This window comes from Pseudovibrio sp. Tun.PSC04-5.I4, from assembly GCF_900104145.1.
GTDB lineage: Bacteria > Pseudomonadota > Alphaproteobacteria > Rhizobiales > Stappiaceae > Pseudovibrio.
Genome location: NZ_FNLB01000006.1, coordinates 1,128,400 through 1,145,855, shown reverse-complemented (window position 1 = coordinate 1,145,855; position 17,456 = coordinate 1,128,400). Strand labels below are relative to the sequence as shown.

The window sequence follows — 17,456 nt, the reverse complement described above, 5'->3', positions numbered from 1 at the left end:
AGAAGTTTTAATTTTTGGGAGGAATTATGACTGATACACTGAGCGTTCTGACAAGAACAAAAACGGTGTTCACGAAACCAATCAACGTGAATGCCTACAGATCTGTTGTTGAGATATTTGAAGAGGCAAATAGCCGTTTTACAGATCATGTGGCATTTACCAATTTTGGCCAGTCGCTGACATTCGCAGAGGTAGATAAAAAATCACGTGCCGTTGCGGCCTATCTGCAAAATGACCTTGGCCTGAAAAAGGGTGATCGCGTTGCTATCATGCTGCCAAACATCCTCGCCTTTCCGGTGGTGATGTTTGGAATTATGCGAGCCGGGCTGGTTCAAGTGAACGTCAACCCGCTCTATACCCCCCGTGAGTTGAAACACCAGCTCAACGATGCAGATACGCAAACGGTTTTTGTCTTTTCTGGCTCTAGCGGGACATTGGCAGAGGTTATTGACGATACTTCCGTTGAGAACGTCATAATCGCGAATGTTGGAGATGCCTCCGGCGTTGATCTACCTTCGCCACCGGCCCATGACATGTTCGTTGAACGCGATACTGTGAACCATATTATCACTAAGGGTGAGAAGCTGGAGTTCACGGCACCACCAATTGATTCAGCAGATCTGATTTTCCTGCAGTATACAGGTGGCACGACAGGCCTTTCCAAGGGCGCAGCACTCAGTCACGGCAATCTGGTTGCCAACGTCATGCAGTTTGATGCTGCAACAGAGGGCTTTATGTCTGCTGGCGAAGAAATCGTCATCACCGCTTTGCCGCTCTACCACATCTTTGCGTTGATGGTGAATTGTCTGTCGTTCTACTGGCTTGGCTCTAAAAACGTTCTGATTACAAACCCAAGGGATATGCCCGGTTTTGTGGCAGAGCTTGGCAAATGCAAATTCAGTGTGATTACCGGTGTCAACACGCTGTTTAACGGCCTTCTGCATACACCTGGCTTCGATGAGCTGGACTTCAGCAATTACAGCTTTGCCATGGGTGGTGGCTCTGCCATTCAACGCGCGATCTCAGATAAATGGAAGAAGATTACCGGTCACCATATCATAGAGGGGTATGGCCTCAGTGAGACCTCGCCTATCCTTTCTGTGAACCCGTTTGATAGTACCGAGTTTACAGAGACTGTCGGGCAGGTCATGCCGCTGACCGAGATCAAATTGCTTGATAGCGATGACAAGGAAGTTGAACCGGGTCAACCGGGAGAGCTATGTGTGCGCGGTCCGCAGATCATGCAGGGCTACTGGCGCAAGCCCGAGGCGACTGCGGATGCAATGACGCCAGACGGTTTCTTCCGCACTGGCGATGTGGCGATCATGGACAAACGCAACAACTTCAAGATCGTTGATCGCAAGAAGGACATGGTGCTGGTTTCCGGTTTCAACGTCTATCCAGCGGAGGTTGAGGCGGTGATTGCCGAAATCAAAGGCGTGGTGGAAGTTGCTGTTGCGGGCACATCGGATGAGCGCACAGGCGAGGCTGTTAAGGCGTTTGTAGTGCGCAGCAGCGAGGATGTGACGCCGGAATCTATTAAGGCGTACTGTCATGATGCCATGGCCGCCTACAAGGTGCCTAAGCATGTTGAGTTTTTGGAGGAACTTCCGAAGTCAACCGTTGGTAAAATTTTGCGCCGTGAGCTGCGCAATCATTAGATTAGGCACACACTTATAAAAAGAGCCGCTGTTTTATCGCAGCGGCTCTTTTTTTGCATTGAACGTGGTGAGTTATGCACCTTCTACGATCACGATATTCGCGATACCGGCGTTTTCGCGATGCGTCTTCGCTTCCTGATACTCATCACTGTTGTAACAAGCCAATGCAGTTTCCATGTCTTCAAACTCAATAACCACATTGCGCGGGTGATTGTCGCCTTCAAGGTCTTCAAACTTACCGCCGCGCGCGAGCACATTGGCGTTGTACTTTTTAAAGGCCGCTGACGCGCCATCTGCGTAAAGTTTGTATGGCTCTGGGTTTGTTACGGTAACGTGTGCGATCCAATAGGCTTTAGGCATTCCGGTTTCCTTCGTTTTAAGAAAAAGAAGCGGCGTGCATGATGCCGCCGCTTCTTGTGGTGTCTTCTGATTTGCGCAGACCCTATTTGTTCAGGATCTTCGCAAGGATCAGGTAGGCAAGACCGGCAACAAACAGACCTACAAACCAAGCGTAGGTGTAGACCATCGCAAAGAATGGAGAAGCCGCCCCTGTCAGGCCAACACCAGCCAGGAAGCCTGGAAGGTTTGGCAGGATACCAATGACCAATGCCAGCACACCAGCCCAGTTCCAACCGTTTGAGCCGGAATAGATGCCGTTGTGCTTGAAGAGATCTTCCACGATCAACTTAGTTTTGCGCAGGATGTAGTAATCTGCCAGCATGATGCCTGCGATTGGACCCAACAGAGCTGAGTAAGCAATCAACCAGCCCTGAATGTGATCAATAAGCACCCAAGGGAACATCACAACACCAATGACCGCAGTGATGTAGCCGCCTCTTCTCAAATTAATGGATTTTGGAGCTAGGTTTGAGAAACCGTGAGCTGGTGCCACAACGTTTGCTGCCAGATTGGTTGTCAGCGTTGCAACCACAAGTGCAATCAGCGCAATGATGATGCCCATTCCGCCCATTTTTTCTGCCAGATCAATTGGATTCCAGATTGCTTCGCCAAAGATCACAACAGTTGCTGAGGTCACTGCGGAGGCAATGAAGGCGAACAAGGCCATCGGAATTGGAAGGCCTATCACTTGTCCTATAAATTGATCCTTCTGGCTTTTTGCATACCGCGTAAAGTCGGGAATATTCAGAGCAAGCGTTGCCCAAAAGCCCACCATACCTGTCAGGCTTGGCCAGAAAACAGACCAGAACTGACCTTCTTTTGGCATGCCTTCATCAAACTGGCTTGGCGTGGAAAGCATTGCACCAAAACCGCCAGCATTTACATAAGCCCATGCCAGCAGAGCAAGGCCCATAACAAGTAGGAACGGTGCTGCATAAGTTTCCAACCAACGGATGGATTCTGTGCCGTTTCTGATAAAGTACAGATGCAGGCCCCAGAATGCCATAAAGCAAACAAACTGGCCCATATTGATGCCAAGGATAGGCAACGGCTCACCTGCCAGCAACCCACCACTGAGGGTATTCAGGATGACATAGATGGCCAATCCGCCAACCCATGTCTGAATACCGAACCAGCCACAGGCGACCACACCACGGGCAACCGCCGGGAACTTAGCACCGGCTGGACCGAAGGATGAGCGCAGCAAAACCGGGAACGGAATGCCGTATTTTGTGCCTGCATGACCAATGAGAACCATTGGAATGAGCACGATAGCGTTTGCAAGCAGAATGGTTGTTACTGCCTGATCCCAGCTCATGCCTGCACCAATCAAGTAGGATGCAAGCATGTATGTTGGGATACAAACGACCATACCCACCCACAGGGCGGAAATGGAAACCCAGTTCCATGTGCGGGCAACAGCTGCGGTTGGCAACTGGTCTTCGTTGTAAAGATCGGCGTCAATGCCGACGAGTTCCTGATGGATAATACCAAACTCGTCTGGTACGACCGAGCCAGCTGAGCCTAAAGTTGAATCTGACATATAATATTTCCCCCTCACTTTAAATGCAGCGGTACCCCTCTTGAATTTCCCGCTGCTTTAAAAAATGACCCGCGCACCCATGCGGATCGTATGCTTCGTGGTCAGGCTAAACGCCTGCAGGCATGAGTTCAGGCCGACGCTCAACTTTGCGCGGCGCTGTAATCTCCTTCCATTGCGATAGAGCCGAATTGACCGCAGCATTGGGCTCGCGGGCAACAAATTCACCGTGACCAGGTTCGGTTTTAACCGTACTCTCTTCAATCGCTACTTTTCCGCGGGTGAGCGTAAAGCGCGGCAAACCAACAACTTCCTTGCCTTCAAATACATTGTATTCGACGCAGGATTGCTGATTGGATGCAGTTATTGTTTTTGAACGGTTTGGATCCCAAACAACGATGTCGGCATCCGCCCCTTCAAGAATTGCACCTTTTTTAGGATACATATTCAGAATTTTGGCGATATTGGTGGATGTGACAGCAACGAATTCGTTCATAGTCAAACGACCTGTACGAACACCAGTTGACCATAACATTGGCATACGGTCTTCCAGACCGCCTGTGCCATTGGGGATCTTGGTAAAGTCACCAAGACCAAAGCGTTTTTGCTCCAGCGTAAAGGCGCAATGATCTGTTGCAACAACCTGCAAGGAACCAGACTGAAGACCGGCCCAAAGGCTATCCTGATGCATTTTATTGCGGAATGGAGGCGACATAACGCGTTGCGCTGCATGATCCCAATTCGGGTTTGCGTATTCGCTGTCGTCCAATGTCAGGTGCTGGATCAGAGGTTCGCCATAAACCCGCATACCCTTCTGGCGGGCCCGGCGAATGGCCTCGTGAGCCTGCTCACAACTTGTATGCACAATGTATAGCGGAACGCCTGCCATATCTGCGATCATGATTGCGCGGTTGACTGCTTCGCCTTCAACTTCTGGCGGACGAGAGTAGGCATGTCCTTCGGGTCCACTGTTGCCTTCTGCCAGCAATTTTTGCTGCATGGTCGCGACAATATCGCCGTTTTCGGCATGTACGAGCGGCATGGCTCCCAAAGCTGCACAGCGCTGGAAGGAGGCGAACATCTCGTCGTCATCCACCATCAAGGCGCCTTTGTAGGCCATGAAATGCTTGAACGTGTTGATGCCGCGATCGACCACTTCCTGCATTTCATTGAAGACCTGCTCGCCCCACCATGTGACAGCCATATGGTAGGAATAATCCGAGCAAGCTGCGCCTGATTTTTGCTGCCATATGGCAAGGGCTTCCATCAGGGACTGGCCGGGTGCTGGTAGACAGAAATCCACCACCATGGTTGTTCCGCCAGCCAGGCCTGCTCTGGTGCCGATTTCAAAGTTGTCTGCAGAATGCGTTCCCATGAACGGCATTTCCAGATGCACATGCGGGTCGATGCCGCCCGGCATGACATAACAGCCAGAGGCATCCAGTGTTTTGTCACCACTGAGATTTTCGCCAATTTCGATGATCTTGCCACCATCAATCAGCAGATCGGACTTGTAAGTTCTGTCGGCAGTTACAACGGTGCCGCCTTTAATCACTGTGGTCATACTGTTGGTCTCTCAACTTTAATAGGCCAATGATCTTTGAGGGTTATTCCGCCGGCTCTGAAGCATCCTGCTTCATTTCAGCGTATTCCAGCACTGCATGGAACAGCACATCAGCGCCTGCTGTTGCCCATGTTCTGGAGATCTCTTCATCCTCATTGTGGCTGAGGCCACCTACACATGGACACATGATCATTGCAGTTGGTGCGACACGGTTGATCCAGCAGGCATCGTGCCCTGCTCCGGAAATAATATCGCGATGTGAGTAGCTAAGGCGCTTGGCAGCTGCACGAATGGCAGACACACATCCATCATCAAACGTCACCGGATCAAAATGGCCCACCGCTTCGATCTCAATTTGAAGACCTAGGTCAGCTGCAATTTTTGGTGCTTCAGCTTCCAGTTTGGCTTTCATTCCATCCAGAATGTTTTGATGCGGAGAGCGGAAATCAATAGTGAAAACGGTTTTACCGGGGATCACGTTGCGGCTGTTCGGATAGACATCACAATGACCAATTGCACCAACGGCTTCCGGCTGGTTTTCCATGGCAATCTGGTGCACCAACTCGGTAATGCGCGCCATACCCAGACCTGCATTTTTACGCATTGGCATTGGGGTCGAACCGGTGTGGCTGTCTTTACCCGTTAACGTGACCTGAAGCCACCAGAGCCCCTGACCATGGGTGACGATGCCAATGTCTTTCTCTTCAATTTCCAGAATTGGTCCCTGCTCGATGTGAAGCTCAAACATTGCATGCAGTTTGCGTGCACCAACTGGTTCGTCGCCAACATAACCGATGCGTTTCAGCTCATCACCGAAGGTTTTTCCTTCTGCATCTTCACGGGCATAGGCCCAATCCTGTGTATGCGTGCCTGCAAATACGCCAGAAGCCAGCATGGCAGGCGCAAACCGTGTTCCTTCTTCGTTGGTCCAGTTTACAACCTCAATCGAGCGTTTGGTTTTTATGCCGCGCTCACGCATAGAACGGATCACTTCCAGACCTGCGAGCACACCCAGAACACCGTCATACTTGCCGCCAGTTGGCTGGGTATCCAGATGCGACCCAATCATGATTGGATCCAGACTTGGGTCCTCTCCCTCATGGCGTGCAAACATGTTGCCCATGCTATCAATATGCATGGTCATGCCTTCCGCTTCACACCATCTGGTGAAGAGTTTGCGGCCCTCGGCGTCTTCATCCGTGAGGGTTTGCCTGTTGTTGCCACCGCGGACGCCAGGTCCGATCAGGGCCATCTCCATCAGGCTGTTCCACAATCGATCACCGTTAATGCGATGATTTGCGCCAAGTCTACTCATAGGTCTCTCCGATAACGTCATCTCGACGCCGCTTTATTTGGATTGCCCGTCCCCGTGATTATTCAAATTCAGCGGGCAAGCCATGCCTATTTCCGCTCCAAACAGAGCAATTGCCTTTGAAAACTGATGAGGATTTTCTCAGGATCTAAGCCAAGTTGCATCAAAAAGACGCTTGAACCTGTGAAGTAATGAGCCCTTCTTTTAGGGCTCCAAAACCTCTTCAAATTCAACTTAATAGTTTTCCCGCAGGGTTATTTCTCCCATTTGGAATAGTAGTAGCAGTCTCGCAGAGCATTCCTGCTCATGCAACAATTGGATTCAGCTTAAACCTTGGATACTCCCCTCCCAAAACTTGAGGCAAATTGGACCAAACAGTCAATTATCTGTCAACCCACCATCAGAAATGGATCATTTTCATCAGGTGAATTCCGAATTTCTTGTGATATTCCAATGGGTAAAACACTTAGATGCCTTCTTTCAAAACGTTTAATCAGATGGAAAAGGCATAAAAACTCCACAGTTTCCTAAGTCAAACCGATGAAAATTCAAGATTTCGCTAGAATCAAACTCCGTCTATTTGCTTACAAAATAAACCGGCAGTTTTAAAAGACATATATTTTTGCATGTGCTGCAAAATATTTACGCATCAAGGTTTGTTTGCACTTGCGACTACAATTATAAATGGGAGAAACTATTGTTATATATGAAGTTTAGGTGATGAAATAAGCTTGTATTCATGCTCATTTTATTTGCAGCGCAGCACAAATATTCACTCTAGTAGATATTTCATACTTGACTAACCGGTAGTTGCGGATATTTTTTTGACCGAGAGGTAAAAAATTATGCTGACAGCTGATCAAGCACGACAACTGGGAAACGCACGGGGCACAGATTTAGCTAATCTGATGCAACAGGCCGTTTGGTTAAAAAAACAGTATTGGGGCAATACAGTCACCTACTCCCGTAAGGTTTTTGTACCGCTGACCAATATGTGTCGCGATACATGTACGTACTGCACTTTCGTAAAGCATCCCAGTTCTCCCGAAGCCAACGTTATGACGCTTGAACAGGTGATGAAAACTGCACGTGCCGGAGAGGCGACCAGCTGCAAGGAATTGCTTTTCAGCCTTGGTGAAAAACCTGAGCTGCGATACGAGCAAGCAAAAGCGGCCTTGGCCCAGCTTGGTTACAACTCCATGACCAGCTATCTGGCGGATGCTTGCGAGATGGTCCTCTCTGAAACCACCCTGCTCCCGCATGTGAATGCGGGTACTCTTAGCGATGACGAAATTGATCAGCTTCGTCCCTACGCGGCCTCCATGGGCATGATGCTGGAAACCACCAGCAAACGGCTGATGAAGGAAGGCCAGCCGCATTTTGCTTGCCCCGACAAATCTCCAGTTCAACGTTTGCGTACGCTTGAGCGAGCCGGTCAGAAAAAAATACCATTTACGACTGGTCTGTTGATTGGCATTGGTGAGACATGGGAGGAGCGCATTGAAGCGCTTGAGGCCATTAATGAAAGCCATGCTCAATACGGTCACATTCAGGAAGTTATCATCCAGAATTTCCAACGAAAACCGGGTATTGGCATGGAAAACCATCCTGAGCCCACGCTTGACGACATGCTGCGCACACTGGCTGTTGCGCGCCTGATCCTCTCTCCTGACATCAGCCTTCAAGCCCCTCCAAACCTGAGTGAGCGGCACATGGAATACCTTGGCGCAGGGATCAATGATTGGGGCGGGATCTCACCTGTAACCATCGATTTCATCAATCCGCAGCATCGCTGGCCAGTGATTGACGAACTTTCCAAATCAACTCAGCTCGCGGGCCAGACGCTTGAAGAACGCCTTGCCGTTTACCCAAGTTATCTTGCGGAAAAATCCGAGTTCGTGGATCCAACCGTTCTTTCAAAATCGCAAGGGCTTTGGGAACAAATGAATACCTCTGCTACGCTCCAGACAGGAGGATCTGTATGACCCTTCACAGTTTCCCGAAATCAACTTCTGATAGGCTCACGTCTCATCCATTGAGTGCACCTATCTCCGATATTTTGAGTAAAGCCCTTGCTGGTATTGAAATTTCACAGGCTGAAGGCGAATGCTTGTTTCGCGCCAGTGCTGCCGAGTTCCCGGCTATTGCGTATGTTGCAGACACTTTACGGCAACGGGCGAATGGCGATCAAGTCGGGTTCGTGGTCAATCGGAACATCAACTTCACTAATGTTTGTTACATGGGCTGCAAATTTTGTGGTTTTGCCAAACGCACGGAAGACCCGGAAGCCGAATGGCTTGAACCTGCGCAGATCGTCGCTCGCTCACAAGAAGCGTGGACTCGCGGTGCGACTGAGGTGTGTATTCAGGGCGGCCTACACCCCAAAATGTCTGGCACCTATTATCGCGAGATTGTGCTGGCGATCAAAAAAGCTTTGCCAGATATGCACATCCACGCGTTCTCACCTTTTGAGATTTGGTATGGCGCATCAAAGACCAAACAAAGTTACGAGGATTTCCTTCAGGACTTGAAGGATTGCGGCTTGGGGTCCATGCCCGGCACAGCGGCAGAAATTCTGGACACTGATATTCGCCAGCAGCTCACCCGTAACAAGCTGAGCACCGAAAAATGGGTTGAGATCATCAAGGCCGCCCATACGGTTGGCATTCCAACCACCGCGACCATTATGTACGGTCATATTGATGGGCCAGAGCATTGGGCGGCGCACCTGACTTTGCTGCGGGATATTCAGAAAGACACAGGCGGATTTACTGAGCTTGTGCCTCTGAGTTTCGTGCACTCTGAAAGTCCGCTGTTTACTGATAATCCAGACAAAGTTCGTCCCGGCCCAACCGATCTTGAAGTACGTAAGATGCATGCAGTTGCGCGGATCATCCTCAATGGTTGGATTGATAATATTCAGGTCTCCTGGACAAAGCTTGGCGCTGAGTTTGCCTCTGATTTGTTGAACTGCGGCGTCAACGATCTGGGCGGCACGTTGATGAACGAAAGCATCTCTCGCTCTGCTGGTGCTGACCATGGGCAGGAGATCACTGCCTTTGAGATGTGTCAGGTTATTCAGGACGCCAGAAAAACGCCTATACAGCGCAATACGGTTTACGATGTGCTGAACGATTTTTCCGAGGGCCTGCCGAAAAAGCAAGCACCGCTTGTGGCCCGCGTCAACTCAAGCCTTCTCTATTTTTTGGATGAGAGTGAACCTGCTCTCACCAAAGTTGTTGGGGGTGTTGAATGAGCCTAGGTGGTGCAATCAAGGTAGTATTAATTGCTGGCGGTGTCGGTGGCGCAAAGATGGCAGAAGGTCTTTACAACCTTAAAAATGTAGAGCTTTCAATCATCGGCAACATTGCAGATGATGAAGCCTTTCACGGGCTTTGGGTGTCACCTGATATCGATACTCTCACCTACACGCTGGCTGGCGAAATTGACCGGCAGCAAGGCTGGGGTGTTGCGGATGAAGGCCACCGTGCATTGGAGACTTTGAGCAAGCTCGGTAAGGATACGTGGATGTCGCTAGGTGACCGGGATTTTGGTCTTCATATCTACCGCACCAATCGCCGTCACAACGGTGACCGCCCGACTGATATCGCCGCTGACATTGCCAAGAGCTTTGGCCTGACGTGCAACTTGATTTTGCCAACGGATGACACGGTTCAAACCAAAGTACGAACCGCATCGGGTTGGTTGAGTTTTCAGGAGTATTTCGTCAAAGAGCACTGCGCACCAGATGTATTGAAACTGCATTACGATGGGATTGAGCAATCAACACCAACCGAGGAAGCCCTGAGTGCGATTGCGGGTGCTGACCTTATTGTTGTTGCACCGAGTAATCCTCTCGTTAGCATCCTGCCAATCATGATGGTTCCGGGCATACTGGAGGCTATCAAAGCCGCAAAAGCGCCGAAAATTGGCGTATCACCGATCATCAATGGCGGCGTTGTGAAGGGTCCTGCGGACAAGATGTTGGCGTCCATGGGGCATGACGCAACTGCGCTTGGTGTTGCTCGGATTTACGCCGAGTTTTTGGATTGCTTTGTCCTTGACCATCTCGATAAAACGCATGCATCAGCCATTAACGCGCTTGGCCTTAGTACACACTTCGACACCATCCTAATGAAAACATTGGAAGACAAGAAGCGGTTGGCTGCTGAGCTACTTGCTGTTTCTGGCGTACTGGACACGCTTGGAGCTGAAAGTGTGGAGCAGCGCGCATGACTGATGCCACCTCGCAAACACTCGTAGTCGTGCCGATGAAAGATTTGAGCCGCGCAAAGACACGGCTCTCAGACCATCTGGATTCAAATCAACGCGCTGAAGTCGCAGCAGAACTGTTTGTTCAGACCCTTACCTTTTTAATGGCCGCTCAACAACAAAGCGGCGTTCCCTTTGATATTGCAGTGGTAACCAGCTCTGTTGATATTGCGGAATATGTAAATACGCAGGGATTGCATTTGATTTTTGAGGGCTTTGAGACCGGGCTCAATGAAGCTTTAAGCTTTGCGGCAAGTTGGGCAATTGAACGGTCCTACACGACCCTTTGTGTCCTGCCTGCCGACATAGCAGCACCGGATATAAGCGAGTTTGACCGGCTGTTAGGTCTGCGTCCCTCTGCCAAATCCGTCGTGCTTTGCCCGGCGCTTGATTACGGGACTAACGTGCTGATCGCAACACCACCAGATGCGATTGAGTTCACATATGGCAGCAATTCGTTCCTCAAGCATCAAACGCAAGCCGCAGCACGCAACATTGATTGTGTGATTGCACCCTCCTCTCCCTTTTCAAAAGACGTAGACCGTATGGAAGATCTAACCCAGCATTTGCCTCAGCTTTTGGAGAAAATCTCTGATCGGAGAGCTGTTTGATGCATACACTTTCGCTACACGCCATTCCGAATATTCCTGAGATCCAACCGGGGGATGATCTCGCTGCCATTCTTGGTGATGCCATCGAGGCAGCTGGCTTGTCTTTGCAAGATGGCGACGTTCTCACCTCCGCTCATAAGATATTTTCCAAAGCAGAAGGCCGTGTTGTTTCGCTGGCTGATGTGACGCCCTCTGAAGAGGCGCTGCGCTATGCGGATGAGCTGAGCAAAGACGCTCGCAAAGTGGAAGTGATCTTGCAGGAATCCATCCGCGTTGTTCGTCATTTCAAGCGTCCCAATCAGCCTGAAGGGACGATGATTTGTGAGCATAATCTGGGATTTATTTCTGCCAATGCTGCAGTTGACGAATCCAACAGCGGAAAAGACGAGACGCTGATTTTGTTGCCCAAAGACCCGGACGCAAGTGCCAAACGTATGCAGGAGGCACTTTCAAAACGTTTCAATGCCCGGATCGGCTTTGCAATTACAGATACGTTTGGGCGTCCATGGCGACTAGGCCAGGTGAATGTGACAGTTGGACTCAGCGGTGTTCCCGCGACCATAAAAGAACAAGGCAATACGGACGCTCATGGACGGATGCTGAGTGTTACCGAACCCGCTTTTGCTGATGAGCTGGCAGCTGCGTCCGGGCTCGTGATTACCAAATCAGGACAAACGCCAGTGGTGCTTTTCCGCGGACTCAATTGGCAGTCCACGGAGAGCTGCGCACAAGATTTAATTAGATCAAAGAAGGAGGACATGTTCCGATGACATTAGCTATTATCGGAGGAACTGGACCACAGGGTCAGGGGCTTGCACTCAGGTTTGCCCGTGCAGGTGTTCCTGTTGCACTCGGCTCCCGGGATGCAGCACGCGGTAAAGAAATTGCCGATGATCTGATGACCAAGTTACCTGCGGGCTCCGCCAAAATTGATGGTATGGGCAATGAGGCAGCCGTTGCTGCGGCGAGCGAATGCGTAATGCTGGCTGTGCCTTATGCTGCACATAACGTGACACTTGAAGCACTGAAGCCGCATTTGGCTGGTAAGATCCTTATCGATATCGTCGTTCCTCTTGCGCCGGGTGATCCGAAGACGGTTGAGATGCCCCCGGAAGGTTCTGCCACTGAAGCTGCACAAGCCCTTCTTGGTCCAGATATCCCAGTTGTCGGAGCGTTGCATAACGTTTCTGCGACTACGTTGAACAATCTGGATTGGGCGATCAACTGCGATATTTTGGTCTGCGGTGACAGCCTTCCAGCCCGTAAGGTTGTGATGGAGCTGGTTAAAAAGCTGGATGTGCAGACTTTTAACAGCGGCAATGCCAAGGCTGCCCGCTGTATTGAGGCCATCACCCCTATTTTAATTCGTCAGAATATTTCCAAAGCTGTGCCCTTCACGCATGCGGGCATCCGCATCTGGGCACCTGATCACTAATCATATTTTCACAAATGAGGAGGAGAGAACTCATGGATTTTGGTATTTGTTTTAAAGGGTTTGTAGAACCTGATCGCGCAAGAGCACTGGTTCGCCAAGCTGAAAACGCTGGTTTTAAGTATTGCTGGTTTTACGACAGCCACATCCTTTGGCGCGAAAGCTTCGTTGCCATGGCAATGTGTATGGAACATACCACCACCATGCGCTTTGGCCCCTGTGTGACCAACCCAAACACCCGTGACTGGTCTCACGCTGCAAGCCTGTTCGGCTCTCTTGCCAAGCAGTCCAATGGTCGTTTCGACATCGGTCTTGGCCGTGGTGACAGTGCTGTGCGTGTGATGGGCAAGAAGCCTGCTCCGCTGAAGCGCCTGGAAGAGTTCACCCATGTTGTGAAAGCGCTTATCCGCGGTGAAGAAGCGCAATACGGTGAGTGTCCTGAGCCAGTGAAGTTCCCATGGGCAAACGGCTATGAGCTTCCTGTGTGGGTTGCAGCTTACGGTCCTAAGGCGCTGGATTCTGCTGGCCGCGTTGGTGATGGTCTTATCCTCCAAATTGCCGAACCGGGCATTTGTAAGTGGCTTGGTGACCAAGCTGTTGCTGCTGGTAAAAACGCTGGCCGTGACATGAGCAAGTTCGGCATTATGGCTGCCGCCCCTGCACATACCGGTACACTGGAAGAAGGCATTGAAAAGACCAAGTGGTTCCCGGCTATGGTGGGCAACCATGTGGCAGACATCGTGGAGAAGTACGGCTCTAACACGGATCAGGTTCCTTCGAGCCTGACATCCTACATTGAGAACCGTCGCGGCTACGACTACTCCAAGCATGGTCAGAGCGACAATCCGTTCCTTGACTTCATTACCGATGATATTGTTGAAAGCTTTGCAGTTCTCGGCCCACCTGAAAACCACATCAAGAAGCTAAACCAGTTGAAAGATGCAGGCGTCACACAGTTCAATATCTATCTGGACAGTGGTGATGAAGAAAAGATCATCGCGGACTATGGCGAAAAGATCATTCCTGTGTTTGAGGCAGAAAATGCCAAGACCCTTGAAACTGTAGGTTAATCCAATGAAGGTCGGGTTCTATATTGAACTCGGCCTTTTTCATTTGGTGCGTATTCTTATTCGCAAACCGGGTCCACTTTTCAGGACTACGCTTTATTGTACAAAAACAACATATTTTCCGGTGAGTTGGCTCATTGTGACTTTTCTGCTGGTGTTTGGCTTGATATCCGCCCTGTGTTTTCGTAGGTGCTAACTAACTTATTTATGTCGAATATCTAATTTAGAATTTGGCGCCCTTCGTAGTCTGGAAGAGACAATGGCTAAAGCTTCTGAAGCAAAAGGTAAAACACGGATTCAGATAGAGAAAACTGAAAAGATCCTCGCTGCTGCGCTGGATGTTTTCTCTACCTATGGGTTTCGTGGGTCCACCATCGATCAGGTGGCTCAGCAAGCCGGTTTGTCCAAGCCGAACCTCTTTTATTATTACGACAGCAAAGACGCCATCCATGCTGAACTGATTGAGCGCTTGCTTTACATCTGGCTTGATCCGCTGCACCAGCTCAACCCGGTGGGTGAGCCGATTGAAGAGATTTGCGATTATGTTCGTCGCAAACTTGAAATGGCCCGCGATTACCCGCGCGAAAGCCGGCTGTTTGCCAACGAAATTTTGCAGGGAGCACCGCGCATCAAGTCCCTGATCGCAGGGCCTTTAAAAGCGCTCGTCGATGACAAGACAACTGTTATTCAGGGATGGATTGACGCTGGCAAGATCGCAGATACAGACCCGTACCACATGCTGTTTTCGATCTGGTCAACAACACAGCATTACGCGGATTTTGACAGTCAGGTGCAGACGCTTCTTCCTGATGACAAAGGCAAGGACCGCTTTGTGGATGCAGCCGCCTATCTGGACCGGATGTTCCGTAAAATCCTGACACCGGACTAAGGCCTCATTGTTTATATCAGCTGTGTTGGAGTGATCACTGGCCCGAATTCAGTTTGGGTGATGTGCGCTTTTACGTGGTAGACCTGCCGTACCCTCTCCTCAGTCAGCACCTCTGCCGGGGTTCCGTAGGCAACCAGCTTTCCGTTCTTCAGCATTGCCAGTTTGGTGCATAGCCGAGCTGCATAGGTCCAATCATGCAGGCTTACAAGCATGGATGTACCGGTTTTCTGTAGATCCTGAAATATGTCCTGAAGCTCCAATTGATGTTCCGGGTCCAGACCTGCGGTTGGTTCATCTGCAATGATTAGTGGTGTATTCTGCATCAATGCGCGGCCCAGAAGTGCCCTTGCCTTCTCACCGCCCGAGACCTGAAGGATTGAGGAGGCTCTGATGCTTTCCAAACCAAGGCGGGTGATGATTTCCTCAAACTTCTGCCTTTGTGCGGCCAACCTCACAGAACCGCCAACTGCCTCACACCCCAGAGCGAGAATGCGCTCGACAGTGAGGTCCCAAGCGATGTCACGCTCCTGCGCCATGTACGCAACATACTTTGAAAGCTGTTTTGCCTTGATGCTGCGCAGAGGCTTTCCGCTGTACGTGACCTGCCCTGTTGATGGCAGGAGACCTACGGCTGCTTTCATGAGCGTGGACTTGCCAGAGCCATTGGGCCCGATAAGGCCGACGATCTCGCCACTCTTCACCGTCAGGTTCACCGAGCTGATCGCCAGTTTTTGACCGTAGTTGACTGTGAGATCTTTGAGTTGAAGTACCATCAAATCAGGGCCTTGCGCTGTTTTATGATCAACCAGAGGAAAAATGGAGCTCCGACAATTGCGGTGAGCACACCAAGTTTCAGGTTGGATTGTGGCCCGAATAACTTCACAGCGATATCCGCCGCAGTCAGAAGACATGCACCCGCAATTGCACTGGGAACCAACAAGCGAGCGGGTTCGCCATCCACAAACTTGCGCAGCAGATGCGGGACAATGAGCCCAATGAAGCCGATGGTGCCCGTTACCGCAGTCACCGCGCCAACGCTTGCTGCTGTGCCCGCAATGGCGCAGAAGCGGAGCCGTGGGAGCGAAACGCCCATTGTGTGTGCGGTTTCTTCGCCCAAGGAGAGTGCGTTAAGGCCTCTGCCAGTGACCAACAACAGCGTCCAACCAACCAGAATGAATGGCGTTATTATGTATAGATGTTGCATAGATCGGTCATTGAGCGAACCCAGCATCCAGAACACAATCTCCATTGCGGCGAACGGGTTGGGCGACAGGTTTAGAGCCAGCGACGTCAGGGATGTGGCGATGCTTGAGATGGCTACACCTGCCAAAATCAGCGTCAGGGTTTGTCCTCTTCCCCCTGCCAGCATCGGCAGTAAAAGCGCTGCGATTCCTGCCCCGATAAGCGCAAAGGCCGGGAGAGCAAAGGGCATGGTGATCGTTAGCCCTGTGTAAATGGCAATGACGGCACCCAGGCTTGCAGAAGAGCTCACACCTATCAGGCCCGGTTCGGCTAGTGGGTTCCGCAGCAGTCCTTGTAGCACGGCACCGGAAAGGCCGAGCGTTGCGCCTGCGATCAGTCCGAGAATGGCGCGGGGAACGCGAATTTCCCAAAAAACAATGGAGATTGGAGTTTCATCGACTGAGACCGCAGCTTGCATGAGCTGTGCAATTGATAGATTAGCAGAGCCGATGAGCAGGGATGTGAAAAAGAGACTGAAGCACACGAGCGTAAGTACACTGATGAGCAGCCTGTCTGGATGCCTATTCATTTTCATTGGGTTCCAAACGTGCGGCTTGGTTTGCCAGCTTCTTAATTGCTTCTGTAACGAATGGAAGTCCACAGATGGTGTATTTGTCTTCTACCAGAACCTTACCGCTGTTGCCGAGAGTTCGTTGCAAAGCGGGATGTGCCAGCAGTTCGAACGCCAGTGCAGGCTTATCGGAAAACTGGGTTCCCTCTACCAACACCTGTGGGTTTTCGAGGATCAGTTGTTCCAGTGGCAATTTGCTGGTGCCCTTTAATCCGAGATTATTTGCAATGTTTTGAAGACCTGAGGTTTTGATGATCTCATTGACGAGACTGCCATCCCCCGCTGTATAGCCGTTGGCGTAGTAAACTGCGGCGCGTGGCTTCCTGTTCGGCTGCGCCTCGACGGCCTTTGTGATGGCTTGTTCAAAGTCGCTGGCGAGTTCTTCCGCACGTTGCTGGCGACCCAAAAGCCCTCCCAGTCTGCGCAATTCTGATGCAATATCATTGATGGTGCGAACCGGAGGAACCTGTACCACTTCTATACCCAAGCCACGTAGTAGCTCGACCGTGGTTTGGTTGGTGTATGTGCCAGCGATGACCAGGTCAGGGTTCATCAGATAGATTTCTTCCGCTCCCCCAAAATTCACCGGATAGCGTTTGGCAGCTTCACTCATAACAGACAGCATCGGATTGGACGCAAGTTTGGAAACTGAAATGAGCTGCCTCTCGCTGGCAAGCAACATGGCAAACTGGTCGGTGCAAAGATTCATGGAAACAACGCGCTCAGGATAGCGTGTCTCTAGCCGGTCTGCACGCGCGGGGGTAGCGCTGATGCTGAGCAATATCAGCAGTGCTGCCTGCACGGTTTTTTTTATTTTGTTTCGCATCATGACCTTGAAAAGAGACCCGTCCAACGGTTCGCCAGCTCCTTCCCGAACTTAGCACAGGCTTTCGAGA

The 17,456-nt window shown here is 50.7% G+C and carries 16 protein-coding genes; 9 read left to right on the top strand and 7 right to left on the bottom strand.

Going from position 1 to position 17,456, the window contains the following annotated elements; genetic code table 11:
- Positions 1–26 precede the first annotated feature (26 nt).
- Positions 27–1,661, top strand: coding sequence for an AMP-binding protein (locus tag BLS62_RS10305; RefSeq protein WP_093180231.1), 1,635 nt, complete (start codon positions 27–29; stop codon positions 1,659–1,661).
- 72 nt (positions 1,662–1,733) lie between these two features.
- On the opposite strand, the gene BLS62_RS10300 is transcribed toward BLS62_RS10305, so the two are convergent.
- From BLS62_RS10300 to BLS62_RS10285, 4 genes are all read right to left on the bottom strand, one after another.
- Entirely contained in the window at positions 1,734–2,021 is a 288-nt protein-coding gene (locus BLS62_RS10300) for a DUF1330 domain-containing protein (RefSeq protein WP_093180228.1), read from the bottom strand.
- An 82-nt stretch (positions 2,022–2,103) separates the two neighbouring features.
- On the bottom strand, positions 2,104–3,603 hold the full coding sequence (locus BLS62_RS10295) for an NCS1 family nucleobase:cation symporter-1 (protein WP_093180226.1): 1,500 nt from the start codon (positions 3,601–3,603) through the stop codon (positions 2,104–2,106).
- A 106-nt stretch (positions 3,604–3,709) separates the two neighbouring features.
- Entirely contained in the window at positions 3,710–5,164 is a 1,455-nt protein-coding gene (gene hydA / locus BLS62_RS10290; protein WP_093180223.1) for a dihydropyrimidinase, read from the bottom strand.
- Between the two features lie 43 nt (positions 5,165–5,207).
- Positions 5,208–6,479, bottom strand: a complete 1,272-nt coding sequence (locus tag BLS62_RS10285; protein WP_093180220.1) for a Zn-dependent hydrolase — start codon at positions 6,477–6,479, stop codon at positions 5,208–5,210.
- Between the two features lie 842 nt (positions 6,480–7,321).
- On the opposite strand from BLS62_RS10285, the gene cofG reads away from it, so the two are divergent.
- From cofG to BLS62_RS10245, 8 genes are all read left to right on the top strand, one after another.
- Entirely contained in the window at positions 7,322–8,461 is a 1,140-nt protein-coding gene (gene cofG / locus BLS62_RS10280) for a 7,8-didemethyl-8-hydroxy-5-deazariboflavin synthase CofG (RefSeq protein WP_208990801.1), read from the top strand.
- Entirely contained in the window at positions 8,458–9,732 is a 1,275-nt protein-coding gene (gene cofH, locus BLS62_RS10275; RefSeq protein ID WP_093180217.1) for a 5-amino-6-(D-ribitylamino)uracil--L-tyrosine 4-hydroxyphenyl transferase CofH, read from the top strand. The genes cofG and cofH overlap by 4 nt, the downstream gene beginning before the upstream one ends.
- A complete protein-coding gene (cofD, locus tag BLS62_RS10270; RefSeq protein WP_093180215.1) occupies positions 9,729–10,712 on the top strand; it encodes a 2-phospho-L-lactate transferase in 984 nt (327 codons plus the stop codon). Before cofH ends, cofD begins: the two co-directional genes overlap by 4 nt.
- Complete coding sequence (cofC, locus tag BLS62_RS10265) at positions 10,709–11,359, top strand: 2-phospho-L-lactate guanylyltransferase (protein WP_093180212.1); 651 nt, start codon at positions 10,709–10,711, stop codon at positions 11,357–11,359. The genes cofD and cofC overlap by 4 nt, the downstream gene beginning before the upstream one ends.
- Entirely contained in the window at positions 11,359–12,129 is a 771-nt protein-coding gene (cofE, locus tag BLS62_RS10260; RefSeq protein WP_093180209.1) for a coenzyme F420-0:L-glutamate ligase, read from the top strand. Before cofC ends, cofE begins: the two co-directional genes overlap by 1 nt.
- Positions 12,126–12,794, top strand: coding sequence for an NADPH-dependent F420 reductase (gene npdG, locus BLS62_RS10255; protein WP_093180206.1), 669 nt, complete (start codon positions 12,126–12,128; stop codon positions 12,792–12,794). The genes cofE and npdG overlap by 4 nt, the downstream gene beginning before the upstream one ends.
- A gap of 32 nt (positions 12,795–12,826) precedes the next feature.
- Entirely contained in the window at positions 12,827–13,861 is a 1,035-nt protein-coding gene (locus BLS62_RS10250; protein WP_093180202.1) for a TIGR03842 family LLM class F420-dependent oxidoreductase, read from the top strand.
- Positions 13,862–14,117: 256 nt separating this feature from the next.
- Positions 14,118–14,747 (top strand): TetR family transcriptional regulator C-terminal domain-containing protein, encoded by a 630-nt coding sequence (locus BLS62_RS10245; RefSeq protein ID WP_093180199.1) that lies wholly within the window; start codon positions 14,118–14,120, stop codon positions 14,745–14,747.
- Between the two features lie 11 nt (positions 14,748–14,758).
- Here BLS62_RS10245 and BLS62_RS10240 read toward each other — a convergent pair whose 3' ends face one another.
- The 3 genes from BLS62_RS10240 to BLS62_RS10230 are packed head-to-tail and all read right to left on the bottom strand — an operon-like array spanning position 14,759 to position 17,413.
- Positions 14,759–15,520, bottom strand: coding sequence for an ABC transporter ATP-binding protein (locus BLS62_RS10240; protein ID WP_093180196.1), 762 nt, complete (start codon positions 15,518–15,520; stop codon positions 14,759–14,761).
- The gene (locus tag BLS62_RS10235; protein ID WP_093180193.1) at positions 15,520–16,518 is read right to left on the bottom strand and encodes a FecCD family ABC transporter permease; all 999 of its coding nucleotides are present in this window, start codon (positions 16,516–16,518) and stop codon (positions 15,520–15,522) included. The genes BLS62_RS10240 and BLS62_RS10235 overlap by 1 nt, the downstream gene beginning before the upstream one ends.
- Positions 16,511–17,413, bottom strand: a complete 903-nt coding sequence (locus BLS62_RS10230) for an ABC transporter substrate-binding protein (protein ID WP_208990800.1) — start codon at positions 17,411–17,413, stop codon at positions 16,511–16,513. The genes BLS62_RS10235 and BLS62_RS10230 overlap by 8 nt, the downstream gene beginning before the upstream one ends.
- Between the last annotated feature and the right edge of the window lie 43 nt (positions 17,414–17,456).

Excerpts from the sequence above, each read along its gene's own strand:
- hydA (WP_093180223.1), bottom strand. The coding sequence starts at position 5,164 with ATGACCACAGTGATTAAAGGCGGCACCGTTGTAACTGCCGACAGAACT.
- cofH (WP_093180217.1), top strand. The coding sequence starts at position 8,458 with ATGACCCTTCACAGTTTCCCGAAATCAACTTCTGATAGGCTCACGTCT.
- BLS62_RS10295 (WP_093180226.1), bottom strand. The coding sequence starts at position 3,603 with ATGTCAGATTCAACTTTAGGCTCAGCTGGCTCGGTCGTACCAGACGAG.
- BLS62_RS10300 (WP_093180228.1), bottom strand. The coding sequence starts at position 2,021 with ATGCCTAAAGCCTATTGGATCGCACACGTTACCGTAACAAACCCAGAG.
- BLS62_RS10250 (WP_093180202.1), top strand. The coding sequence starts at position 12,827 with ATGGATTTTGGTATTTGTTTTAAAGGGTTTGTAGAACCTGATCGCGCA.
- cofG (WP_208990801.1), top strand. The coding sequence starts at position 7,322 with ATGCTGACAGCTGATCAAGCACGACAACTGGGAAACGCACGGGGCACA.
- BLS62_RS10240 (WP_093180196.1), bottom strand. The coding sequence starts at position 15,520 with ATGGTACTTCAACTCAAAGATCTCACAGTCAACTACGGTCAAAAACTG.
- cofC (WP_093180212.1), top strand. The coding sequence starts at position 10,709 with ATGACTGATGCCACCTCGCAAACACTCGTAGTCGTGCCGATGAAAGAT.
- cofD (WP_093180215.1), top strand. The coding sequence starts at position 9,729 with ATGAGCCTAGGTGGTGCAATCAAGGTAGTATTAATTGCTGGCGGTGTC.
- cofE (WP_093180209.1), top strand. The coding sequence starts at position 11,359 with ATGCATACACTTTCGCTACACGCCATTCCGAATATTCCTGAGATCCAA.
- BLS62_RS10245 (WP_093180199.1), top strand. The coding sequence starts at position 14,118 with ATGGCTAAAGCTTCTGAAGCAAAAGGTAAAACACGGATTCAGATAGAG.
- BLS62_RS10285 (WP_093180220.1), bottom strand. The coding sequence starts at position 6,479 with ATGAGTAGACTTGGCGCAAATCATCGCATTAACGGTGATCGATTGTGG.
- BLS62_RS10235 (WP_093180193.1), bottom strand. The coding sequence starts at position 16,518 with ATGAATAGGCATCCAGACAGGCTGCTCATCAGTGTACTTACGCTCGTG.
- npdG (WP_093180206.1), top strand. The coding sequence starts at position 12,126 with ATGACATTAGCTATTATCGGAGGAACTGGACCACAGGGTCAGGGGCTT.
- BLS62_RS10305 (WP_093180231.1), top strand. The coding sequence starts at position 27 with ATGACTGATACACTGAGCGTTCTGACAAGAACAAAAACGGTGTTCACG.